This is a genomic window from Micromonospora arborensis (genome assembly GCF_003205615.1).
GTDB classification, from domain to species: domain Bacteria; phylum Actinomycetota; class Actinomycetes; order Mycobacteriales; family Micromonosporaceae; genus Micromonospora; species Micromonospora arborensis.
Genome location: NZ_PYBV01000026.1, coordinates 40,413 through 62,691, shown reverse-complemented (window position 1 = coordinate 62,691; position 22,279 = coordinate 40,413). Strand labels below are relative to the sequence as shown.

At 72.0% G+C, this 22,279-nt stretch carries 27 protein-coding genes; 18 read left to right on the top strand and 9 right to left on the bottom strand.

What is annotated here, in order from left to right; genetic code table 11:
* Window positions 1–17: 17 nt before the first annotated feature.
* Window positions 18–1,289: an MFS transporter gene (locus C7C45_RS20615; protein ID WP_244200477.1), complete on the bottom strand. Its 1,272-nt coding sequence runs from the start codon at window positions 1,287–1,289 to the stop codon at window positions 18–20.
* Between the two features lie 463 nt (window positions 1,290–1,752).
* Here C7C45_RS20615 and C7C45_RS20610 point away from each other — a divergent pair, with 463 nt between their 5' ends.
* The 6 genes from C7C45_RS20610 (at window position 1,753) to C7C45_RS34160 (ending at window position 5,579) form a co-directional block, all read left to right on the top strand.
* Entirely contained in the window at window positions 1,753–2,238 is a 486-nt protein-coding gene (locus C7C45_RS20610; RefSeq protein WP_110565319.1) for a hypothetical protein, read from the top strand.
* A 114-nt stretch (window positions 2,239–2,352) separates the two neighbouring features.
* Window positions 2,353–2,937, top strand: a complete 585-nt coding sequence (locus C7C45_RS20605) for a class F sortase (RefSeq protein WP_244200476.1) — start codon at window positions 2,353–2,355, stop codon at window positions 2,935–2,937.
* A 108-nt stretch (window positions 2,938–3,045) separates the two neighbouring features.
* A complete protein-coding gene (locus C7C45_RS20600) occupies window positions 3,046–4,146 on the top strand; it encodes a magnesium and cobalt transport protein CorA (RefSeq protein ID WP_110565317.1) in 1,101 nt (366 codons plus the stop codon).
* Window positions 4,147–4,317: 171 nt separating this feature from the next.
* Window positions 4,318–4,776 (top strand): hypothetical protein, encoded by a 459-nt coding sequence (locus C7C45_RS20595; protein ID WP_110565316.1) that lies wholly within the window; start codon window positions 4,318–4,320, stop codon window positions 4,774–4,776.
* A gap of 101 nt (window positions 4,777–4,877) precedes the next feature.
* Window positions 4,878–5,297 (top strand): YchJ family protein, encoded by a 420-nt coding sequence (locus C7C45_RS20590; RefSeq protein WP_110565356.1) that lies wholly within the window; start codon window positions 4,878–4,880, stop codon window positions 5,295–5,297.
* A gap of 114 nt (window positions 5,298–5,411) precedes the next feature.
* On the top strand, window positions 5,412–5,579 hold the full coding sequence (locus C7C45_RS34160) for a VOC family protein (protein ID WP_167454763.1): 168 nt from the start codon (window positions 5,412–5,414) through the stop codon (window positions 5,577–5,579).
* A 45-nt stretch (window positions 5,580–5,624) separates the two neighbouring features.
* On the opposite strand, the gene C7C45_RS20585 is transcribed toward C7C45_RS34160, so the two are convergent.
* Together C7C45_RS20585 and C7C45_RS20580 are read right to left on the bottom strand one after the other, a co-directional pair.
* Window positions 5,625–6,914: an MFS transporter gene (locus C7C45_RS20585; protein WP_110565315.1), complete on the bottom strand. Its 1,290-nt coding sequence runs from the start codon at window positions 6,912–6,914 to the stop codon at window positions 5,625–5,627.
* Between the two features lie 214 nt (window positions 6,915–7,128).
* Entirely contained in the window at window positions 7,129–8,214 is a 1,086-nt protein-coding gene (locus C7C45_RS20580; protein WP_110565314.1) for a mechanosensitive ion channel family protein, read from the bottom strand.
* Window positions 8,215–8,427: 213 nt separating this feature from the next.
* Here C7C45_RS20580 and C7C45_RS20575 point away from each other — a divergent pair, with 213 nt between their 5' ends.
* Together C7C45_RS20575 and C7C45_RS20570 are read left to right on the top strand one after the other, a co-directional pair.
* Window positions 8,428–9,558, top strand: coding sequence for a peptidoglycan recognition protein family protein (locus C7C45_RS20575; RefSeq protein WP_110565313.1), 1,131 nt, complete (start codon window positions 8,428–8,430; stop codon window positions 9,556–9,558).
* Between the two features lie 117 nt (window positions 9,559–9,675).
* Window positions 9,676–11,250, top strand: a complete 1,575-nt coding sequence (locus tag C7C45_RS20570) for an FMN-binding glutamate synthase family protein (RefSeq protein WP_110565312.1) — start codon at window positions 9,676–9,678, stop codon at window positions 11,248–11,250.
* Window positions 11,251–11,418: 168 nt separating this feature from the next.
* Here the strand turns inward: C7C45_RS20570 and C7C45_RS20565 are convergent, their stop codons facing one another.
* From C7C45_RS20565 to C7C45_RS20555, 3 genes are read right to left on the bottom strand one after another with little or no spacing between them, the layout of a single operon-like run.
* Window positions 11,419–12,276, bottom strand: coding sequence for a haloalkane dehalogenase (locus C7C45_RS20565; RefSeq protein ID WP_110565311.1), 858 nt, complete (start codon window positions 12,274–12,276; stop codon window positions 11,419–11,421).
* Window positions 12,277–12,287: 11 nt separating this feature from the next.
* The gene (locus C7C45_RS20560; protein ID WP_244200475.1) at window positions 12,288–12,677 is read right to left on the bottom strand and encodes a pyridoxamine 5'-phosphate oxidase family protein; all 390 of its coding nucleotides are present in this window, start codon (window positions 12,675–12,677) and stop codon (window positions 12,288–12,290) included.
* A gap of 35 nt (window positions 12,678–12,712) precedes the next feature.
* Entirely contained in the window at window positions 12,713–12,976 is a 264-nt protein-coding gene (locus tag C7C45_RS20555) for a hypothetical protein (protein WP_208641234.1), read from the bottom strand.
* Window positions 12,977–13,041: 65 nt separating this feature from the next.
* Here C7C45_RS20555 and C7C45_RS20550 point away from each other — a divergent pair, with 65 nt between their 5' ends.
* The 3 genes from C7C45_RS20550 (at window position 13,042) to C7C45_RS20540 (ending at window position 15,038) form a co-directional block, all read left to right on the top strand.
* Window positions 13,042–13,626: a TetR/AcrR family transcriptional regulator gene (locus C7C45_RS20550; RefSeq protein ID WP_110565309.1), complete on the top strand. Its 585-nt coding sequence runs from the start codon at window positions 13,042–13,044 to the stop codon at window positions 13,624–13,626.
* Window positions 13,627–13,938: 312 nt separating this feature from the next.
* A complete protein-coding gene (locus C7C45_RS20545) occupies window positions 13,939–14,460 on the top strand; it encodes a GNAT family N-acetyltransferase (RefSeq protein WP_110565308.1) in 522 nt (173 codons plus the stop codon).
* Window positions 14,457–15,038 carry a GNAT family N-acetyltransferase gene (locus C7C45_RS20540; protein ID WP_110565307.1) on the top strand — a complete coding sequence of 194 codons (582 nt, stop codon included), beginning with the start codon at window positions 14,457–14,459 and terminating at the stop codon, window positions 15,036–15,038. Before C7C45_RS20545 ends, C7C45_RS20540 begins: the two co-directional genes overlap by 4 nt.
* On the opposite strand, the gene C7C45_RS20535 is transcribed toward C7C45_RS20540, so the two are convergent.
* Window positions 14,933–15,907, bottom strand: coding sequence for a helix-turn-helix transcriptional regulator (locus C7C45_RS20535; RefSeq protein WP_110565306.1), 975 nt, complete (start codon window positions 15,905–15,907; stop codon window positions 14,933–14,935). The genes C7C45_RS20540 and C7C45_RS20535 overlap by 106 nt on opposite strands.
* 95 nt (window positions 15,908–16,002) lie before the next feature.
* Here C7C45_RS20535 and C7C45_RS20530 point away from each other — a divergent pair, with 95 nt between their 5' ends.
* The 7 genes from C7C45_RS20530 (at window position 16,003) to C7C45_RS20500 (ending at window position 20,008) form a co-directional block, all read left to right on the top strand.
* Window positions 16,003–16,440, top strand: a complete 438-nt coding sequence (locus C7C45_RS20530; RefSeq protein WP_110565355.1) for a VOC family protein — start codon at window positions 16,003–16,005, stop codon at window positions 16,438–16,440.
* A 136-nt stretch (window positions 16,441–16,576) separates the two neighbouring features.
* Window positions 16,577–16,918, top strand: a complete 342-nt coding sequence (locus C7C45_RS20525; RefSeq protein ID WP_110565305.1) for an ArsR/SmtB family transcription factor — start codon at window positions 16,577–16,579, stop codon at window positions 16,916–16,918.
* Complete coding sequence (locus C7C45_RS20520; protein WP_110565304.1) at window positions 16,919–17,146, top strand: hypothetical protein; 228 nt, start codon at window positions 16,919–16,921, stop codon at window positions 17,144–17,146.
* Complete coding sequence (locus C7C45_RS20515; RefSeq protein WP_110565303.1) at window positions 17,143–17,733, top strand: CDP-alcohol phosphatidyltransferase family protein; 591 nt, start codon at window positions 17,143–17,145, stop codon at window positions 17,731–17,733. Before C7C45_RS20520 ends, C7C45_RS20515 begins: the two co-directional genes overlap by 4 nt.
* The gene (locus C7C45_RS20510) at window positions 17,730–18,230 is read left to right on the top strand and encodes a hypothetical protein (RefSeq protein WP_110565302.1); all 501 of its coding nucleotides are present in this window, start codon (window positions 17,730–17,732) and stop codon (window positions 18,228–18,230) included. Before C7C45_RS20515 ends, C7C45_RS20510 begins: the two co-directional genes overlap by 4 nt.
* Window positions 18,231–18,343: 113 nt before the next feature.
* A complete protein-coding gene (gene dinB / locus C7C45_RS20505) occupies window positions 18,344–19,531 on the top strand; it encodes a DNA polymerase IV (RefSeq protein ID WP_110565354.1) in 1,188 nt (395 codons plus the stop codon).
* A gap of 123 nt (window positions 19,532–19,654) precedes the next feature.
* Window positions 19,655–20,008: a hypothetical protein gene (locus tag C7C45_RS20500; protein WP_110565301.1), complete on the top strand. Its 354-nt coding sequence runs from the start codon at window positions 19,655–19,657 to the stop codon at window positions 20,006–20,008.
* 80 nt (window positions 20,009–20,088) lie between these two features.
* Here C7C45_RS20500 and C7C45_RS20495 read toward each other — a convergent pair whose 3' ends face one another.
* Together C7C45_RS20495 and C7C45_RS20490 are read right to left on the bottom strand one after the other, a co-directional pair.
* Window positions 20,089–20,751, bottom strand: a complete 663-nt coding sequence (locus C7C45_RS20495; RefSeq protein ID WP_110565300.1) for a ThuA domain-containing protein — start codon at window positions 20,749–20,751, stop codon at window positions 20,089–20,091.
* Between the two features lie 37 nt (window positions 20,752–20,788).
* Window positions 20,789–22,219, bottom strand: coding sequence for a nitrilase-related carbon-nitrogen hydrolase (locus tag C7C45_RS20490; protein WP_110565299.1), 1,431 nt, complete (start codon window positions 22,217–22,219; stop codon window positions 20,789–20,791).
* Window positions 22,220–22,279 lie beyond the last annotated feature (60 nt).

The window sequence follows — 22,279 nt, the reverse complement described above, 5'->3', positions numbered from 1 at the left end:
CGGGCCGCAACGGGCGCTCAGGCCACCGGGGCGGGCGACTCGACCGGGCTCGGGTCGGCGTAGGCGCGCGCGACCGCGGCGCGGTTGAAGACCCGCCAGGTGGCGGCCGAGACGCCGATCGCCACCACCAACCCGACCCAGTACGGGGCGGTAATGCCGAATCGGGCGGCGAGCAGCCCGCCCAGTAGTGCGCCCACGCAGTTGCCGCCGGCCGCCACGAAGAGGTTGGTGCTGGCCACCCGGCCCTGCAGGTACGGTGGGGTGAGTCGTTGGCGCAGTGAGTTCGACACGATGTTCCACAGCCCGCCGTGCACGCTGAAGGCGAACAGCGCGAACCCGACCACGATGGTGCTGCGGGATGCGGCCAACGCCAGGTGCAGCCCCGCCTCGACGAGCAGACCGATCCGGATCGTCCAGGTGGCGCTGATCCGGGCGATGATCCGGTCGCCGAGGAGGGCGCCGAGCACCCCACCGGTGGCCATGCAGGTGAAGAGCAGGCCGTAGCCGACGGACCCGAGTCCCAGCCGCTCGCCGGCGAGCAGCACCAGCACCGCGAGCGCGGCGGTGAGGGTCACGTTGAGCAGACCGATCAGCACGGCCATCGTGCGCAGCAGAGGCTGGTTGGCCAGCCACCGCAGTCCTTCGACCATCTCGCCGCCCATCGAACGGGGACGGCGTGCGTGCGTGTCGTCGTCGGCAGCGGCCCGGAAGTCCCCGCCGATCAGTGCCACCAGCACGGCGCTGAGGGCGTACGTGACGGCGTTGACCAGGAACGGGCTGCCCGCCGAGAGCGCGAACAGGAAGCCGCCGAGCGGACCGGCGAGCATGCTGTGCATGAGGGTGGCGCCGCCGCTGAGCCAGCCGTTGGCACGCTCCAGGCGGTGCCGTGGCACCACGACCGGCACCATGGCCTGGCTCGCCGCGCGGAACACGATCTCACCGGTGTTGACCAGGAACAGCACTGCGAACAGCAGCGCCACCCCGCCTTGGCCGCTGAGGATCGCCGTGGCCAGGACGGCGAGTGCGACCACCCGGACCAGGTCGATGACGATCATCAGGCGGCGGCGGTCCATCCGGTCCACCAGCACCCCGCCGGGCAGGGCGAACAGCAACCACGGCAGCCAGGCCACGGCGGACGCCCCGGCGACCACGAGCGGATCATCGGTACGCGACGCGACGAAGAGCGGCGCGGCGACGGTGGCCAGACCGCTGCCCAGGGCGGAGAGGGTGGTCGCCGCCCAGAGTCGGCCGAACGCCGGTCCCAGACCAGCGCCCACGTTCGGTGTCACGGCGAGCGAACCTACCAGCGTCGCCCCCGGCCGCACCTCCCCCGCCGGCAAGGATGGCGAGCGGTCCAAGATCCGCGCAACTTCAGGGATGTAGGGGCCTCCAGAGCGCGCGAGGCACCTACATCCATGTTCTTGTGCGGATCTTGGATAGGGCGCGACGGCGAAATCACACTGGCCAGGTGGTGCATTTCCGCCGTCGTCGGCAATACCTCGCCATTGGGCCAGCGGCGACAGCCCGACCGGAGGGACATCGATCGGAGCACCGGTGCCGGTCGGGTCGTCCGGGCCTTTCCGCAGCTCTCCCCGCCTTCGGGTGGACACGTGACGGCAACGAGGATTTCTCATTTTCACCTGATCGGGGACCCAACCCACCTAGTGTTGGGCACACCGGTGCTAGTCACGGAGTTGGCCACCCGAACGACGTCCCACGCAGTCAGCGGACGAAAAGTGAGGGAAGACGCGTATGAAGGTCTCAACAGCACTCTGCTCGGCGGCGCTCGGCGTGGGCCTCGGCACGCTCCTGCTGCCAGGCGCCGCACTGGCCGACACCACCGTGTCACCAGCCACCACCCCGGTCGGTGGGACCGTCGTGCTCACCGCGACGACCTGCAACCCGAAGTCGGGTGACGCCATCTTCCGGGTCACCGGCCCCAACCGCGACGAGAACGTCCGATCCACCACGGCCGCCGCCGGCGGCGGACTGAGCGCCGAACTCTTCACCGCCGGGTTCACCCTGGGTACGTACACGGTGGCGGCGACCTGCGGCGACGGCAGTTCGGCCGGCAGCGCATCGTTCACCGTCACCCCGATCGGCGCCGCACCGGCCGGCTCCGGCGGCGACAGTCGCGACAACGGCGCCCTGGCCGCCGGCGGCACGCTGCTCGGCACCGCCCTCGCCGGCGCGGTGATCCTGATCCGCCGGCGACGTCCGGTGTCCACTGTCGCCTGATCGGCGACTGTTCCATCCCTGAGGACGGGTGCCCGCGCCGGTGACACCGGCGCGGGTACCCCGACGATCCCGTGCGGAGGTGCCCACGTGTGGTGGCGGCGGACCCTACCGGCCGTGGTCGCCCTGCTCGGCGTGACCGGGCTCGGCCTGATCACCGTCGGCCTCACCGCCGACCCGGCACAGCCTCCACGACCGCCGGCCGACGCGCCGCGGCGCACCCACCCCGCACCGGACCTGGCACCGCTGACGCGCGCCGCGCCGGTCCGGGTGCAGATCCCGACCATCGGCGTACGCGCGGAGGTCATCCCGGTCGGCGCGGACGCGGCCGGGGTGCTGGAGGTGCCACCACTGGATCGGCCCACCCTCGCCGGCTGGTACCGGCACGGGGTCAGCCCCGGCGAGACCGGCAACGCGGTCCTGGTGGGACACGTCGACTCCCCCGCCGGCCCGGCGGTCTTCTTCGACCTCGGTCGGCTGCGCGCCGGCGAGCAGATTCGGATCACCCGCGCCGACGCGCAGGTCACCACGTTCACCGTGGATGACGTCCGCGCGTACCCAAAGGACCGCTTTCCCACCGCGCTGGTCTACGGCCCGGCGGACGCCGCCGGACTGCGTCTGATCACCTGTGGTGGCCGGTTCGACGCCGCGACCGGCAACTACGTCGACAACGTCATCGTCTTCGCCACCCGCACCGCCTGAGTGGCCCGCCCGCCTGTCGGGAGCCGGACCCTGCTCGGCAGAATGCGGTGACACCGTCCCCGCGGGCACCGCGACCGGGGCGGTGCGGCGGCGACGGGGAGGCACGCGGTGGATCAGCGACCGGTACGGGACCGGACCGGTGGAGGCGTACGCGCACTGGCCCGTCGACTGCTCGGCCGGGTCGAGGGAGACTCCCCCACCCCGCGCCGGTCCAACCCGGACGCCGTCGTCGACTGCGCCGTCTACGTCAACGGCAGGCGCGAGCCCGGCCAGCGGCACTACGCCGACGCGTACGCCCGCGCGCGGCACGTCCGCGACGCGTTCGTGTGGCTGGGGTTGCACGACCCCGGCCCGGCCGTGCTCGCCGCGGTGGGCCGGACCTTCGGCCTGGACGAGTTGACCGTCGAACAGGCGCTCGCCGACGGGCACCGGCCCACCGTGCAGCGCCACGGGCCGGTCACGCTGCTGGTGCTGCGCACCGCCGGGTACGTGGAGCACGAGGAGCTGACCGACACCTCCGAGGTCATCGACACCGGGGACGTGATGGTGCTGATCGGTGACCGGTTCGCCATCACCGTGCGACACGGCGCCGCCGGGGCGCTGCGCAGCGTCCGCGCCGACATCGAGCGCCGCCCCACGCTGCTGGCCGCCGGACCGTGGGCGGTGGCGTACGCGGTCTGCAACCGGATGGTCGACTCCTACCTGGAGGTGGCCGGGCACGTGGAGCGGGACCTGGAACGGGTCGAGGAGGCCGTGTTCGCCCGCGACCGGAGGGCCGACATCCAGCACATCTACCAGCTCAAGCGGGAGGTGGTGGAGTTCAAACGGGCGGTCCTGCCGCTGCAGGCACCCATGCGTACGCTGCTCGACCCGGACGGCCCGCCCCGCACCCTGCACCGCTGGTTCGTCGACGTGGACGGCCGGCTGAGCCGGGCGGTCGACCGGGTGGCCGCGTACGACGACCTGCTCACCTCGATCGTCCAGTCGCGACTCGCCCAGCTCGCCGTGGAACAGAACAACGACATGCGCAAGATCGCCGCGTGGGCCGCCATCGCGGCCACCCAGACCGGCATCGCCGGCATCTACGGCATGAACTTCGACAACCTGCCCGGGCTGGCCTGGCGCTACGGCTACGCCTTTGCCCTCACCCTGATGGCCGCAACCGCCCTGGTCCTGCACCGCCTGTTCCGCCGCTCCGGCTGGCTATAGCTGCACGTCCGCGACGACCACGGCAGGTCAGCCGGAGCGTCACTGTGCTGCCCGCACGGTGGCCGGGAGCCCGTCGAGGCGCGACGGACATCAGATGTTCCATCAGAGGAAATTGCCAAGAGTCTATTCATGGATACACTGTCGGCGCCGGCAACGCCCGCAGGGGGTCACGTGTCCGCCAACAGATCCAGGTGGCCCCTGCTCTGCGCGCTGATCGGCGGCGCTCTCGTCGTCGCAGCCTGCGGTCCAGGCGACGCCGACGTCACGTACTGGAGTAACGCCGCCCGCCAGGACAAGGCCGTCGAGTCGTACGCGGGTGCCGAGCACTGCGGGTGGCAGGACGTGACCTTTCTGCACGTCGAGTGGCCGTTGCCCGGGCAGACCGGTGCGGCGGCGAACCGGCAGTACGTCAGGGATCCCACCGGACGGCTCGGCGCGGAGGTACGCGCCACCTACGTCCCGCGCGCCGACTTGCCGGCCGACGCCCGCACCACCGACTACACCGGGCCGGACGGGCAGCAACTGTGGTTGGCGCCGAGCAACTCCGACGACCTCGCGTACGTGGTCTACCCGGATCCCCAGCGAGTAGAGGCCTGGCCTCGCACGACACAAACCCTGGGCTGCGACTGAACCCCTACGGACGGGCGAGCGCGTCATCTCGTGCGCCTGGGAGGAGCGTCAACCCGACGGTCGGCGTCCAGGGCTGGCCGGTGGTGCGGCAGGATGGCGGGGTGGGTAAGGGTGCGGCACGCCGACGGGCGGACACGACGACGGGACGGGCCTGCCCGTGCGGCTCCGGCCGGGCGTACGCGGACTGCTGCGCCCCGCTGCACGACGGCGACGCGGCGGCACCGACGGCGGAGGCGTTGATGCGTTCCCGGTTCAGCGCCTTCGCCCTCGGCAACACCGGTTACCTGCTGCGCAGCTGGCACTCCTCGACCCGGCCCGCCCTCCTCGAACTGGACCCCGGGCAGCGGTGGACCCGACTGGAGATCATCGACACCGAGCGGGGTGGCCTGCTCGACACCGCCGGCACGGTGACGTTCCACGCTCACTACCGGGACGCGGGCCGGCCCGGCGCGTTGACCGAACACAGCCGGTTCGTTCGCGAGGACGGCCGATGGGTCTACCTCGACGGCGACCAGCCCTGACGGATCGTCGTCGGCTTCGACGCGGTCGGCGAGTCGAAGGCCCGGGTCAACGTCCTGCACGAGAAGCTGACCGGGGCCGCCACCCCGGACACCGCCACCAGCCGGGAGGTCATCGTGGGGCTGTCGGCGCAGAGCCGGGAACAGGTCGACGAGCTGGTCGACCGGGCGGCGGTCGCCGGTGGGGAGTCGCTCGGGCCGGGAACGGCCAACGGGCCGTTGTACATGCGCGGCTTCCGGGACCTCGACGGCCACCAGTGGTCGTTCCTGCACCTGTCCTCCTGAGCGCGCTCCCGGCGGCGGCCACACCGGCCGCCGCCGGGGCCCTGGTCAGTCGGGGGCGTTCGCGGCAACCGCGGCGACACCGGTGGGCGCCGCCGCGGTGCGCCGGCGGCGGGTCAGCACCACCAGCCCCACGACGAGGTACGGCCCGGCCGTCACCGCGAACGCCACCGCGTTGCCGGCCGCCGTGGCGAGCAGGCCATAGAAGGCGTACGTCCCGATGATCAGCGCGTCGGTGGCCATCCCCGCCATCGAGGTGACGGTGGCCCGGCTGCTGCCGGTGATCCGGGCCTGGAGCCGGGCGTCGGCCAGCACGGTGGCCAGTTGCGCGGCCCCGAACGCCACGGCGAGCAACACGAACCCGGCCGGGTGCGCAAGGAGCGCGCCCCCGGCCAGCGCGACGCCGACCAGGCCCAGCAGAGCGGCGTAGCCCCGCTGGCTCAGCCGCTCCCCCGCCGGGGCGAGCAGCCCGCCGACGGTCACCCCGGCCCAGAGCAGCAGGAGCAGCAGCGGCACAGCCTGCGCGCCGACGCCGACGTCCAGGGCCAACAGCGGGGTGAACTCGTCCAGAGCACCCCAGTCGGCGGCCACGACGGCGACCAGCAGCACGGCGGCCCGTACCGGCGGGCGGGTGCGAACCTGCGCCACCCCGGCCCGCAGCGTGTCCCACCAGCCCAGGTCGCCGTCGTCGTCCGGGTCGGCGGGTGCGGCGGTCCCGGGCGGGCGTTCCCCGGGCACGTCGGCGGCCGATGGGCGGTGCTCCGGAAACCGGGCGGCGACCACTGTGGCGAGCAGGCAGGCGAGCACGCTGGCCGCGCCGACCAGCGGGTACCCGCCGACGGCGAACACCGGGCCGGCGAGCACCCCGGAGCACACCACGCCCAGCACACCCGCCGTGCGCGCACGGCCGAGCACCCGGGCGTAGCGCCCGACCGCGCCGAGCCGGTCCAGCTCGGTCCAGACCAGCGCCTCCAGCGCGCCGGAGACCAACGCGCCGGCGGCGCCCCAGAGCAGGAAACCAACGGCGAACGCCGGGTACGACGGCACCAGCACCCACAGCGCGAAAGCGGCAGCGGTCACCAGCGGAGCGAGGCAGAGCAGCAGGCGGCGGGACACCACGTCGGCCCACGCGCCGGACGGCACCTCGAACAGGATGCCGGCGGCCGACCAGACGACGAAGAGCGACGAGATCTGCCCCACCGACAGCCCGGTGTCGGCGAAGAACACCACGTACAGCGGGTAGAGCAGGACGAGGTCACTGAGGAACGCGTACCCGTAGAGGGTGGCCGTCAGCCGGCGGACCGCCGGGTCGGGCACGCGCGAGGCGAGGTGAGTCATGAGGCCTTCCCGTGGGAGTGGAGACGGACACCGGTCGTGCGGTGCCCGTGGTGGCCCACGGGATCGGTCTACGCTGCGGGATCAATGTCGCCAGGTCATGCCGCGATGCTAGACGCGCGGCGTTGGCGCCGGCCAGCGTTTTCGACCTGCCGGACAGCGCGCGAACGGGGTGGGACCCCCGGAAGGGACCCCACCCCACTGATGGCGCAGCGGGTCAGCGCCGGTTCGGGTCGAACGGCGGGATGACGGTGGTGGCCTCGCTGTCGTCGCTGGTGCGCTGGCCCGGCACCGCGCCGCCGGCGCTCACCACCTGAGTCGTGTCGGCGTCGCCGCCCCGGCCGACCACCTGAGTCGTGTCGGCGTCGTGGCCGACCGGCCGGGTCACGACCTGGGTGGCCTCCGGGTCGGCAGGGCGGGTCACCACCTGGGTGGCCTCCGCGTCGACCGGCCGGGTCACCACCTTGGTGGCCTCCGGGTCGGCAGGGCGGGTCACGACCTGGGTGGCCTCGGGATCGGTGGCGACGGTCGACGGCCGGGTCGACTCAGCGGCCGGTCCGGTGGTGACCCGCGAGAGTCGGGCCTGCTCGGCCTCGGCGTCGCGGCGGCCGTCCCGGTAGGCGCGGGCGTGCGAGGCGACCACCTGTGACTCCTGCTCGGCGCGGGTCAGCCACCCCTCCCATCGGCTCTGCATCGGGCGGATCAGGCCACCGCCGACCCCGACGACGAGGATCCCGCCGACGGTGGCCAGCACGGCGACCAGCACGGGAGTGGTGACCGCGGTGGCCACGCCGATCTGGTTGAGCGCCGCGATGATGCCGAGGCCGAGGATGAACACCGAGGCGATGTTGGCCAGCACCCGGCCGTACGACAGGCCGCCGAGCGCACCGCTGATGATGTCCTTGACCGCGTTGGCGATGGCGGCGGCGACCACGACGATGACGATCGCGACGAAGGCGCGGGGCAGCCACGAGATCACCGCGGCGAGCAGGTCGGAGATCGGGTTGGGTCCCCAGATGCCGAAGGCGAGTTGGAGGGTGAACAGCAGCACGGCGTAGTAGACGAGCTTCGCGACGATGTCGCTGGCGTCGTACCGCGAGCGACTCAACGCCCGGCGGACGCCGCCGCGTTCGACGGCGCGGTCGAAGCCCACCCGCTCCAGGACCTTCTCCACGATCTTCAACACGGCCTTGGCGATCAGCCATCCGGCCACCAGGATCGCCAGGAAGGCGACGGCCTTGGGCACGAAGAGCATCACCGAGCGGAGGGCGTCGCCCACCGCGTCGCTGACGTTGTCACTCATGTGGTCATTCCTTTACGCGGGGCAGCCGGGATGGTCGTTCCCGGACCTACCCCCGACCCGGCGCGCGGAAACGCCGGCCGCGCACGGCCCGAATGATCAATTCGCGCGCCGGGCCCTCTAGCGCGCGGTCGAGTTTTGGCAATATCCTCCGGAGCACGTGCGGCCACTGGAGCTACTTTTCATCCCCGCCGTCGGCCGCAGGAGGAGATGTCAATGCACGTCGATCATTCCGAAGTGGATCGCCGGACGCTGCTGCGGGCCGGTCTCGGCGCCGCCACGGTCGCCGTCGTCGGGGGCCAGCTCGCCTTCCCGGGCGCGGCCCACGCCGCCCCGGGCACCGACCTGGACTGGATCATCAGCTGTGACGAGTGGGCCGCCCGCCCACCGAAGGACCCGCTGTCGGTCAGCACCACCGCCACCAACAAGATCATCGTGCACCACATGGCGTTCCCGAACGTCACCGACTACTCCCGCGAGCAGGCCGTCAAGCTGGCCCACGACTGCCAGGACCTGCACATCGACGGCAACGGCTGGTCGGACACCGGTCAGCACTTCACGGTGAGTCGGGGCGGCTACGTGCTGGAGGGCCGCCGGGGCAGCCTCGAACGACTCGAAGCCGGCGACCGGCAAATGGTCTCGGCGCACTGCCCGGGTGAGAACGGCCGGGCCATCGGCATCGAGAACGAGGGCACCTACGTCACCGAGACGCCGCCCAAGGCGCTGACCGACTCGCTGGTCAAGCTCTGCGTCACCATCTGCCGCCAGTACGGGCTGCACGCGCACGATATCTTCGGACACTGGGACTTCCGCACGACCGAGTGCCCGGGCGCCGCCTTCTACCGGCAGTTCCCGGACCTGCGGCGGCGGGTCCACGCGGCCCTCGGCACCAAGCTGGGCGACGTGCCGGCACGCCGTTGGCCGGACCTGTGGCGCTTCGTCAACTCCCCCTCGGTCCGGGTGGTGCAGCACCTGCTCGCCTACCGGGGCTACGCGGTGACGGTCAGCGGCACGTTCGACGCCGCGACCGTGACCGCCGTGCAGGACTGGCAGGCGCGCAACGGCATTCCGGTCGATGTGGACGCCACCCTCACCCCGCCGACCTGGGAGACGCTGGCACCGGAGTTGGACCAGCACGCCACCGGCGCCCCGGTCACCGCCGTGCAGGAGATGCTCGCCACCAAGGGGTACGCGGTCACCGTCACCGGGGCGTACGACCACGCCACCCGGGCCGCGGTGCAGGACCTGCAGGCGCTGCACGGCCTGCCCCGCAACGGCAAGCTCAGCACGAGCACGTGGTGCACGCTCGTCGGCGGGTCGGTCCGTCAGTCGTACCAGCACCGCTGATCCGACGAGGACGACGGCGGCGGTGCGGGGCGTACCCGCACCGCCGCGCGGCGTATCACCAGCGCAAACGGACGCGGGCCGGTTTGGCCGACACCGTGGGCGGAAAGAGTGCCGGGCATGAGATGGGCCCGTCGAACCGTACCCGCTGTCGCCGCCGCCGTCGCGGCGCTCGCCGCGCGGGATCTGATCCAGCGCGACCATGCGCTGCTGCGCAACTTTCCGGTGCTCGGCCGCGCGCGTTACCTGTTGGAGGCGATCGGGCCGGAGCTTCGGCAGTACATCGTGGCCGGCAACGACGAGGAACGACCGTTCACCCGCGACCAGCGCCGCTGGGTGTACGCGTCGGCCAAGCAGGAGAACAACTACTTCGGCTTCGGCACGGACAACGACATCGAGCACACCCCCGGGTACCCGATCATCAAGCACCGCACGTTCGGCCGGGCGGTGCCGCCGTCGACGCCGACCGCCGGGCACGACGTGCGGTTGCCCTGCGCGAAGGTGCTCGGCGCGGCCCGTCGGCGGCCCCGCGCGTTCCGGCCGGAGTCGGTGGTCAACATCTCCGGGATGAGCTTCGGCTCGCTCTCCGGCAACGCCATCGCCGCGCTGAACAGGGGGGCCGCGCTCGCCGGCTGCCTGCAGAACACCGGCGAGGGTGGCCTGTCGCCGTACCACCGCAACGGTGGTGACCTGGTCTTCCAGCTCGGGACGGCGTACTTCGGTTGCCGGGACGAGCAGGGTCGGTTCAGTCTGGACCGGCTGAAGGACCTGGTCGCCGGCTCACCGGTGAGGGCGTTGGAGATCAAGCTGAGCCAGGGCGCCAAGCCGAGCCTCGGTGGGCTGCTGCCCGGGGCGAAGGTGTCCGCCGAGATCGCCGCCACCCGGGGCATCCCGGCTGGACAGGACTGCGTCAGCCCGTCCCGGCACGCCGAGTTCTCCGACTGCGACAGCCTGCTCGACTGGGTGGAACTGCTGGCCGCCGAGACGGGCCTACCGGTCGGCATCAAGTCGGCGGTCGGTGACCTGGGCTTCTGGCAGGAGTTGGCCACCCTGATGCGGGACACGGGCCGGGGCATCGACTTCGTGACGATCGACGGCGGCGAGGGTGGCACCGGCGCCGCGCCGCTGATCTTCAGCGACTCCGTGTCGCTCCCGTTCCAGCAGGGCTTCTCCCGGGTGTACAAGGTCTTCGCCGAACACGACCTGCACGAGCAGGTGGTCTTCGTCGGCAGCGGCAAGCTCGGCCTGCCGGACAACGCCGTCGTGGCCTTCGCGCTCGGCTGCGACCTGGTCAACGTCGGTCGCGAGGCGATGCTGTCGATCGGCTGCATCCAGGCGCAGAAGTGCCACACCGACACCTGCCCCACCGGTGTCGCCACCCAGAACGCGTGGCTCACCCGGGGCCTGGACCCGACGTCGAAGTCGGTCCGGGCGGCCAACTACCTGCGGACGTTGCGCCGCGACCTGACCAAGGTCGCCGAGGCCTGCGGCGTGGAACATCCCGGCCTGATCGGCACCGACGCCGTGGAGATCCTGGACGGCCGCACCGGCTCCACCCCACTGCACGAGGTGTACGGCTACCGGCCGGAATGGGGGCTGCCCTCGCCGGCCGACCAGGCCGAGATCGTTCGACTGATGACCGCGCAGGCACCACGGGGCGGCAGCGCCCCACCGTCGGCCACCGCCGTCGGGTGAGAAGCTCGGCCGGGCGTGGCCGCGGGCCGGGGCCCTGCTGCCATGTTCCCGATGAGCGACACACCTCGGCGGCATATTCATGACTCAGAGGTATATCCATCTGATTCCGGCAGGTGGAACAGGGCCCTGCGACCCCTCCGCCCGTGGACCGAGCGGAGGGGTCGTGAGCTACAGGAGCCCGTGCCGGTCTGCCCAGCCGCGTACCGCCGCCGCGATCGCCTCCGGCTGGTCCTCGGGCGCGTGGTGCCCGGCGAGGCCAAGTTGCTCGATCTCGAGCTCGGCGACGTTCTCCGCGCACCAGTCGAGCAGCTCCGGTCCCATCATCGCCCCCGGGCCTGGTCGGAAGGCGAGGAGCAGCTTCGGCACGTCGACGCTCGCAGCCAGCCAGGCGTCGTACCGCTCGACCCGGGCCACCACGTCGGCGGGCTCACCGCCGAGCGGCATGGACCGTGGCCACTGGAGCAACGGCCGGCGGCTCTCCAGCGTCCGGTACGGCTCGAGGTACACCTTGAGATCGTCGTCGCCGAGGCCGCTGGCGACAGTGAACGGCAGCATCTGCGTGAGGAACAGGTTGTCTTCGAGGATCATGGTTTCACCGACGCCCGGCGTCTTGATCGACCGGAACAGGTCGCGGCCGCCCTCGGGGAACTCCTCCCACGCCATCGGCTTCACGATCGTCTCCATGAACGCCAGGCCCCGCACCCGCCCGGGGTGCCGCGCGGCCCAGTCGAACGCGAGCGCGCCACCCCAGTCGTGGCCGACCAGCACGATCTCGTCCAGGCCGAGCGCATCGAACCAGGCGTCCAGATATCGCGCGTGGTCGTCGAAGGTGTACGCGACGTCGGGCTTGCCGGACTCGCCCATGCCGATGAGGTCCGGTGCGAGCCGCCGACCGGAGCCGACGGCCGGCATGATGTGCCGCCACAGGTATGAGGAGGTGGGGTTGCCGTGCAGGAAGACGATCGGGCGCCCGGTGCCGAGCTCCCGGTGGAACATCGTCGAGTCGAGAACAGCAGTGGTGGGCATGACATGACCTTTCAGAGGTTGAGGCTGAGGATGCGGTCGACCGCGATCTCGATCACGACGCGGTCGGGTGGGGCGGGCGGCGCGGTCAGGTACCGGCTGCGGTAGCGGCGCGCACCCTCGGCGACCCGCGCCGCGTCGTTGGACATGGTCGCGGTGCCTTCGAGGGTGATCCAGCGGAATCCCTCGGCCTGACACACCGCGACGCGGTTGCCTGGGGAGCGCGCTACGTTGCGGGCCTTGCGACTGGAGGCGACGGTCAGTACCCGGGCCAGGTTGGTGGCCGGGTCCCAGGTGAACCGGACGGCCGTGACGTGCGGCGAGCCGTCCGGCCGCAGCGTCGTCAGCGTGCACTGGTGCGGCTCGGCGAGGAACGCCGCGGCCCGCGCCGTCAGCGACCCCACCGCCGCTTTGTTAGGGCCTCGAGCTGCGGGCGGCGTCATTTCTTCTTCGCGACGGCCTCGCGCCAGATGAGGCCCGCGATGCTCGGCCTGACCTGGGTGGTGATCACCGCCATCGCCCGCCGGACGAACCGGCGGTCGGTCAGCTGCGCCACCATGCTCGCCGCCAGATCCGCGCGCGCCGTGAACAACCCGTCTGCGACGTTCTCCTCAACGTGGTAGCGCGTGACGGTCGGGTGGTCCGCCTGCTCGCTGAGCTGGCGGCCGGTTGGGCCGGTGGCGCCGAAGACGACTGTGCGCATGTGTTCGCTCCTCGTTGCGGGGGTGGTGGTTTGACGGTGCCGCGGGAGGAGCACAATATTCAACTGTGCTGAATAAAACGCGGGGCCGGCCCCGCGGCAACCCCGACACCAAGGCCCGCATCGCCGAGGCCGCCCGCGAGCTGTTCCTGGAGCGCGGCTACAAGGGCACGACGGTCCGCGCGGTCGCCGCCGAGGCGGGCGTCGACTCGGCGCTCATCAGCTACCATTTCGGCTCCAAGCAGCGCCTTTTCGGCCAGTCGCTGAACCTGCTGTGCGTCGAGTCCACCGCCCTCGACCAAGCCCTGCAGGGTGACCAGGCCGGCCTCGCCGACCGGCTTCTCACCTCCGTCACGAGCCTGTGGGACGCCACCGCGCCCACCGAAAACCGCATGGCGTTGCAGGACGACGACACGATGCGCGCTTTCCGCGACTACCTGGAAAGTGAGCTACTCGTCCGTGTTGCTGAATTTCTCGGCGGCCCGGACGCGACGGAGCGCGCCACCGCGGCGGTCGGCGTGATCGGCGGCCTGATCTTCACCCGGTCCCTCAACCCGATCCGTTCCATCGCCGCCCTGCCCTCGGCCGAAGTGCGGCGCATCTTCGGGCCGGCCCTGCGGGCCGCCCTGCACGCCCGAGCCCGCCAGCACTGAGCCCGGTCAGCCCAGGGCGAGCGGGTGGGCCAGAACTCGCCCAACCACACTTCCGGGATCAGCCGGTGGGGCCAGAACTCGTTCCCCGATGGTGCCAACCAACTCTCACCTGCGAGGCCGTCCGGTGGCAAGCCGACCGAAGGTCGGCGCGGCAGACACTGGGACGCGAGTCCGGCGGGCCTGCGCGGCCTCTTGTCCCGGTTCGCCAGGCGGGCCGGTGCCCGGACGACATGCCGATCATGACGGACCGCAGCGCCGCGGCAGTCGATAAACACGTGGAGCCGACGCCGGGGCACGCCTTAGGGTGGCGCGGTGCTGATCAGACGCGAGACACCGGCCGACGTCGACGCCATCCGGGCGGTGCACGCCGCCGCCTTCGCCAAGGTGGACGGCGATGGCGTACCGGTCGAGGCGACCCTGGTCGACGCGCTGCGCGCCGACGAGGGCTGGCTGCCCGCGTACTCCCTGGTGGCGACCGATCCCGACGGCCAGGTGGTGGGGCACGTGGTGGCCACCCGCGCCCGGGTGGCGGGTGAGCCGGTGGCGCTCGGGCTGGGACCGCTCGGTGTGCTGCCCGAGTGGCAGCGGCGCGGGGTCGGCGAGGCCCTGATGCACGCGGTGCTCGGCGCGGCCGACGCCCGCGACGAGCCGCTGGTGGTGCTGCTGGGGCACCCCGACTACTACCCGCGGTTCGGGTTCCGGCCCGCCGTCGAGCTGGGCGTCACCCCGCCGCAGCCCTGGGGTCCCCAGCATTTCCAGGCCCGACCGCTGCACGCGTGGCGGGAGTCGATCCGCGGCGAGGTCCGTTACGCCCGCCCGTTCGAAGATCTGTGACCCAACCCCAGATCCGCCGGCGACGCGCCACCGACCTCGACGGCTGCGTCGCGGGGCTCGCGGAGGTTCACCGGGTCGACGGGTACCCCCTGAACTGGCCCGCCGACCCGCACCGGTGGCTACGCGAACCGCACCCGGCGCGCGCGTGGGTAGCCGTCGACGCCGACGCGACAATCGTCGGGCACGTCGCGGTGCACCGGGTGCCCGGCCCGCCGAACGGGCCGTTTGCCCGGCCGACCGCCGAGGTAGCTCGTCTCTTCGTGGTACCGGCCGCCCGGGGGTTGGCGCTGGGCAGCGCTCTGCTGGCCCGGGCCCGCCAATGGGCGAGTGCGCGGGGGACGGATCTGGTGCTCGAGGTGACCTCCGGCAACACCGCGGCAGCCGCCCTCTATGAGCGCACCGGTTGGCGGTGCACCGGCACCAGCACGGCACCGTGGACCGCCCCGGACGGCGGCCCGGTGTCGCTACGCCACTACACGCTGGGCGGTGACGGCGGCCCGGCCATCGCCGCGAGGCGGCGGGCGAGTTGGGCGGCGGCCTCGCGCAGCTCCGGTGGCTCCAGCACCTCCACGTCGTAAGTCAGGCGGGCGATGTGCGCGGCGACCCAGTCCAGGCTCTCCCCGCCGACGACCAGCACACACCACCCGTCGCGTTCGTCCTCTATTCGCCCCACCTGAGGCGGGACCAGGTCACGCACCCGGTCGGCCGGGGCGTGCACGCGTACCCGGGCGAGATGCCGGTACGGCGCCTCGGTCACCGACCGCTGCACGAAGGCGACCGGATCGGGGTGCACGCGCTCCCGGAAGCGCCACGTCGTCGCCACTGCCGCCCGCATCCGGTCCAGCCGGAACGTGCGCCAGTCGTCGCGGTCGACGTCCCAGGCCATCAGATACCAGCGGCGGCCCGTCGTGACCATCCGCACCGGCTCGACCGTCCGCTCGTGCTCCCCGCCGTCCCGGCCGGGGTAGTGGAACCGGACCCGGACAGCGTCTCGACAGGCCCGTGCGAGGGTCATCAGTAACTCCGCGTCGATCTCGGCCACCGGGCCGATGAGGGTCTCCGTCGAGCCGTGCACCGCCCGCACCTCGGCGCGCAGCCGCGACGGCATCACCTGATCCAGCTTCGCGAGAGCCCGCAGGGCCGCCTCGCCCGCTCCGGCGACCGTGCCCCCCGAGGCGAGTCGCAGGGAGATCGCGGTCGCGATGGCCTCCTCGTCGTCGAGGAGCAGGGGCGGCAGCCGGGTGCCCGCGCCGAGTCGATAGCCGCCGCCGACGCCCGCCGTGGCGTGCACGGGGTAGCCGAGCGCGCGCAGTCGCTGCACGTCGCGGCGGACGCAGCGGCCGGTGACCCCCAGCTCGGCGGCGAGCTCGGTGGCCGTGCAGGACGGTCGCCGCTGCAACAGCGCCAGCAACCGCAGCACCCGTTCGGTCGTCGCCTCGACAGTCACCGACCGATCGTTGCACGAATAGCGGAACGCCCCTGTCCGCGATTTCCGAGAGGGTGCAGATCATGACCGACCAGACCACGAAACAGGGAGCTGACATGGCCCGCAGCGTGCAGATCACGTTCGACTGCGCCGACCCTGCCGCGTTGGCGGCGTTCTGGACCGAGGCGCTCAACTACCAGGTGCAGGCCCCGCCCGGAGACTTCGAGTCCTGGGAGCAGGCACTGGAAGCGATGGGGGTGCCGCCGGAGAACCGTAACGACGCGTCGGCGGTGGTCGACCCCGAGGGTTCGGGCCCCCGCCTGTTCTTCCAACGGGTACCGGAGGGCAAGCAGGTGAAGAATCGCGTACACCTCGATGTGCGAGCCGCTCCGGGGCTGGAGGGCGACGAGCGGATGGCGGCCCTGGAGGCGGAGGCCGACCGGCTCGGCGCGTACGGCGCCACCCGGCTCGAACGCCATGAGCCCGCTCCCCCACTGGCGGCCGGTCACATCGTCATGGCCGACCCCGAGGGGAACGAGTTCTGCCTCGACTGATCGGGCTTGACAGCTGACCCACCCCCGAGCGGACCGAACGGGGTCACGGTGCGCAACGCCGCTGTCGGCGTTGCGCACCGAGTTGACACTTGCACTTGCTCATGCCAATAATAGTTGGCATGAGCCAAGGTGAGCTATGGGAGAGCTGAGCGGCGATCGACTGATCGAGGTCCTTGCCACTCTGGCCAGTCCGCACCGACTGCGAGTGCTCGCCGCACTGACCGGCGGTCGCGCCTACGTCTCACAGCTCGCCCGCGATCTGGGCATCAGCCGCGCGCTGCTGCAGGTGCACCTCAAGAAGCTGGAGAAGGCCGGGCTGGTCACCGCGCATCTGGAGTTGTCCGAGGACGGCAAGGCACTCAAGTACTACGAGGCCACGCCGTTCTCGCTGCACCTCACGCCCGACGTGGTGGCGGTCGCTGTCACGACCCTGAGCAACGCCGGTGACGGCGACGCCGTACCGAAAGGAAACAATTAGATGGACATCACCGCCTCGGTCTTCCTCGTAGTCGTCGCCGCCCTGCTCATCGCGGCCATCTGGTATGCGGCCGTCCGCACGCGGGTCGCCGTGTCGGCCGAAATGCAGCGGCAGTACGCCGAGCAGGCCGCCGAAACGCAGCGCCTGCTCGCCGACGTGAGCGCACAGCTGGCCGAACTGAACCGGCGCACCACGGACATGCAACGCATCCTCAAGGACGCCGAATGACCGCGCTCAGCCTCAGTCCGCCGGTCACGCTGGTCAACGTTCCCAACGCCATCACCGCCGTACGGACGGCCGTCTCCGTCGGGCTTGCCGTGACGGCGCTGACCCACCGCAGCGTTCATCTGCTCGTCGCCGCTTACCTGGTCTACTGGATCGGTGACATCCTCGACGGTGTCGCCGCCCGGGCCCTGGGCCAGGAGACGCGCACCGGCGCGGTCTTCGACATCGTCGCGGACCGGGCCTGCACATCGGCCTGCGCAGCCGCGCTGGTCGTGCTGCGCCCCGCCACGGCCCTGCCGATCGCGGTGTTTCTCGTCCAGTTCATGGTCATCGACCAGTTGCTGAGCCTGATGTTCCTGCGCTGGCCGCTGCTGAGCCCGAACTACTTCGCCCGCGTCGATCGACGCATCCACCTGTGGAACTGGTCGCCGCCGGCGAAGGCGCTGAACACCGCCGCGGTGGTGCTCCTGGCGATCGTCGCGCCGATGGCCGCGGCCCTCGCGTTCGCCCTCGGGGTCGCCGCGGTGAAGGTCGTCTCGTTGGTCTGCGCCGCCAGGTTGCCGGCGGGCCTGCCGCACACCCAGCCATGATCGCCGCCCTGGCGGCTGCGGCCGTCGGGCTCCTGTCGGCATTCCTGCCGTTCACCCCGGCCGAGCCGTACCTGATCGCGGCCGTGGCGACGACCGGCGCACCGCCCGTGGCGCTCGGCGTGGCCGCCGCCGCCGGTCAGACAGTCGGCAAGATCCTGATCTTCCTCGCTGCGCGTGGCGCGATCCGCTCGGCCTGGCTGCAACGCCGGCTCAGCCGACGCCCGCCCGCCGCGCCGCGGCGACCGGGCCGACCGGGCCTGCTGCTGGCGCGGCCGAAGGCGGCCGGTGCGCGACTCGTCGAGGTGCTGGAACGTCCTCGCCAGGCGACCGGGATGCTGCTGGTCAGCGCCGTCAGCGGGTTTCCGCCGCTGCTGGCCGCCAGCGTCTACCTGGGCCGCACACCCATGCGCCCGGTCGCCTTCGCGGCGACGTGCCTGCTCGGCCGAGCGATCCGCTTCGTAGCTGTCGCGCTGGCCCCGCAACTCGCCGGCTACTGAGCGGCGTCCACCGGCCCGGCCGCGACATCGGCGCTGTCCCCGTGCCGACACGACAGCTCGGTCCCCACCCAGCTCACTGCCGCTATGGCCACGCGTCATGCGAACATGTGTTCGTGTCGTCCGACGCCCACATCCTGCACGCCGACCTGGACGCGTTCTACGCGTCGGTCGAGCAGCGCGACGACCCGCGCCTACGCGGGCGGCCGGTGATCGTCGGTGGTGGCGTGGTCCTCGCGGCCAGCTACGAGGCCAAGGCGCGCGGCGTCCGCAGCGCGATGGGCGGCCAGCAGGCGCGTCGGCTGTGCCCGGACGCGATCGTGGTGCCGCCCCGGATGTCGGCGTACACGGCGGCGAGCCGCGCGGTCTTCGAGATCTTCCGGCAGACCACACCCCTGGTCGAGGGGCTCTCCATCGACGAGGCGTTCCTGGACGTGGGTGGCCTGCGGCGGCTGGTCGGGCCGCCGTCCGACATCGCCGACCGGCTGCGTCGGGAGGTCCGCCAACGGGTCCACCTGCCGATCACGGTGGGCGTAGCCCGCACGAAGTTCCTGGCGAAGGTGGCCAGCGGGGTGGCGAAGCCGGACGGGCTGCTGGTGGTCCCACCGGACGGCGAGGTGGCGTTCCTGCACCCGCTGCCGGTCGAGCGGCTGTGGGGCGTCGGCCCGGTCACCTCCGCGAAGCTACGGGAACACCGGATCCGTACCGTCGGGGAGGTGGCCCGGCTCGGCGAGGCCGCGCTGGTGTCGCTGCTCGGGGCGGGCGCCGGCCGGCACCTGCACGCTCTGGCCCACAATCGCGACCCCCGGGCGGTGCAGGTCGGCCGCCGTCGCGGTTCGATGGGCGCGCAACACGCGTTGAGCCGTACCCCGCATGCCCTGGTGGAGTTGGATGCCATCCTCGCGGGCCTGGTCGATCGGGTCAGCCGGCGGATGCGGGCAGCCGGGCGGGCCGGTCGCACGGTGCTGCTGCGGCTGCGCTTCGGCGACTACACCCGGGCGACCCGCTCGCACACCATCGGGAAGGCGACGGCCGACACGACGTCGCTGCTCGCCGCCGCGCGGGCGCTGCTGCGGGCCGCGCTGCCCGAGATCGATCGCCGTGGGGTGACCCTGATCGGTGTCTCGGTGGGCAACCTGGACGACAACCCGGTGCAGCCGGAGCTGCCGTTCCTCCGCAATCCGGGCGCGGAGCTGGACGCCGCGGTGGACGCGGTCCGCGACCGATTCGGATCCGCGGCGCTCACCCGGGCAGTGCTGCTCGGTCGGGATCCGGGCGTCGAGATGCCGCTCCTGCCTGATTGACCGATCCGTCAGCCACCTTCGGAGGCCGAACTGCGACGGGAGACACATCACAGCAGGTCGGCGGTTTAGCCGGCCACCGACGGGTGACCCTTGGGGTGCACAATCCGACAAGGGGGGACCCAGATGTCCGACGACACCAGCAATCGACCGAGCCGTCACGCCGAGCGCCCGCACGACGTCACCGACCCCCTGCTCTGGCAGCTGGCGATCGACGTGCTGAGCGCCCACGAGCCGGACGACGAGGGTCACTGCCGCAACCTCCAGTGCGCCGGGCAGTCCTGGCCGTGCGCGGCCCGCAACGGCGCCGAGCAGTCGCTGCGGTTGTCCCGCCGCACCCCCGCGTCGATCGAGGACGCCCACGACGAGACCGGCGCGGGCTGGCCTGGCGACAGCGCGGTGCCGGCGCCCCGCTGGGGCTGGAACGCCGGCCCGGTGGCGTCGCACCGGGGGCCGAGGACGTCCGCCTCAGCGGCGTGACGGCGGCCCGTCGGGGCACGGACAGGTGGGCTGATTCCCGCCACACCCGGTAACGCTCGGCCGGTGACCCGGCCGGGCGTTCAGCTGTCGTGGCGGAGCCAGGCGACGATGCGCCGCAGCAGCTCCACGTGCTCCGGCGACTCGTACGACCGGGCGTCGTGGCCGAGCGCGCTGTAGACGATCCGGCTGCTGCCGACGGTGCGCGCCCAGACGAGCGGGTGGGTGTCGCCGCCCTCGTCGTGGACGTAGAGCGGCTCGACGTCGACGCCGTCGATCAACTCCAGGTCGGTGTAGCGCTCGTCGAAGACCTCGAAGTCCCCGAGCCCGGTGCTGATCGGGTGCTCGACACCGCTGCGGCGCACGAGACTCGGGCCGATCGGCGGGTGGAAGCTCCGACCGTGTTCCCAGGCGGCGCCGATCGCCGATCGCCAGCTCGCCACCTGGGGGAACGCGAGCGTGGCGCTGTGGATGGCGAGCAGGCTGCCGCCACGGGCCAGGAAGCCGTCGAGGACGCGGGCGAAGGCCTCATCCTCGGGGATCGGGGTCGCCCGGTCGGCGCTGGCGTTCACCACCAGCAGACGTACGCCGTCGAGGGCGGTGTCGAGCTGGTCGACGGACGTCACGATCGTCACGGAGCCCGGGTCACCGATCAGCGTGGCCAGCGTGGCGCTGGTTTCGGCCAACGGGTGCCAGGGGTCGGAGTGCGGGCCTTCCCCGCTGAAGATCACAGTGTCGACAGGCATGACCGTGCTCCACTCATCATTTGGACGATTTTCGAAATCACGAATTGAAGGCTGACACCCTGGGCGTCGACGTCAAGCGCCACCGCCGCGCCCCACCCAGGGAGACGACCAACAAGACCAGGGACAGAAGCGGAAACCAGTCTCCCGTACGCGAATAGACCGTGCCCCACCCCGTCGTCGGAGCGGACGTGACAAGCAGCTCCGCGTCACCAGCGGTCGCCTCACCCATCATCCGGCCGCCGGGGTCGCTGACGGTCAGCCGGCCGAACGCGGCGGCGCGGACCACGGTGAGCCCGTTCTCCACGCCACGGACCAGGGCCATCCGGCCGTGCAGCCAGCCGTCGGACGTGAAGTCCAGGCCGGGGACCAGCAGCACCGTCGCGCCCTGCGCCCGATACCGCCGGACCAGGCCGGGATAGTCGAGATCCTTGCAGATCACGACGCCGAACCGCCCGTCCACGATCACATCGTCGGCACCCGGCGTCAGCCAGTCCTCCAGGCCCGGGACCAGATGCTGCTTCTCGTACGTCGTGATCGTCCCGTCCGGGTCCAGCACCAGCGCGACATTGCTCGCCGTGCCGGCCCGCCACAACACCGCGCCGACCACGACCCGGGCCGCGGTCTGCCGCAGCACGTCCACGAGCAGGGGCAGCGTCGAGTCGGTCACGGCGAACACCTTCTCCGGCAGCACGACGACCCGTGCCCCGCGGGCGACCAGGCCCGCGACCCGCGGAACGTAACGGGTGAGCAGGTCACGGCCGGACGGTTCGTCCAGCGGGAGCCCGTCCTCGGGCTGCCGCAGGGCGACAAGGCCGACGGTCAGGGGCTCGGCCGGGTCGGGGGAACGGCTCAGCGACCAGGCCGACCATCCGCCGGCACCGAGCAGGAGGGCGAGCAGGCAGGTGAGGGCACGCCGGGGGTCCACAAGGTGGGTCGGCGCGGTGGGTTGCAGGCTTCCGAGCAGGGCGGCGAGGGCGATGGGGACGGCGAGCAGCAGGTAGGTGACGCCCCAGACGCCGGTGAGCGCGGTCAGCTGGATGACCGGGCGGACGTCGGCCTGGGTGTAGGCGAGGCTCCACCACGCGCCATGCGGGAACAGCCGGGACGCGGCGTACTCGCCCAGCACCCACAGGGACGGCACGGTGAGGATCGCGGTCACGACCCGTCCGCGCAGCAGCAGCGCCCGGGCGAGCAGGACCGTGCCACCGGCCAGGCCGACGCCGAGCAGGACCAGGCCGGCGACCACGGGGACCGGTAGTCGCAGGGTGCCGAGGTAGTACCCCAACAGGCCGAGCTGACCGATCGACCAGGCGACGGCCGTCGCGTAGAGGGCGGTCCTCGGGCGTACCCGCAACGCGGCGAGGATCAGCGGGATCGGGGCGAGCCAGGTCAGCGCGGCCACCGGGTGCAGCCCGGAGCCACCGAACCAGAGCAGGCCACTCAGGAGCGTGGCGACGATCATCATCATGCGTCGATGGTGCGGTGCGGGCGGCCGGTGCGGATCGCCGTACGAACTGGGGTTGATCTG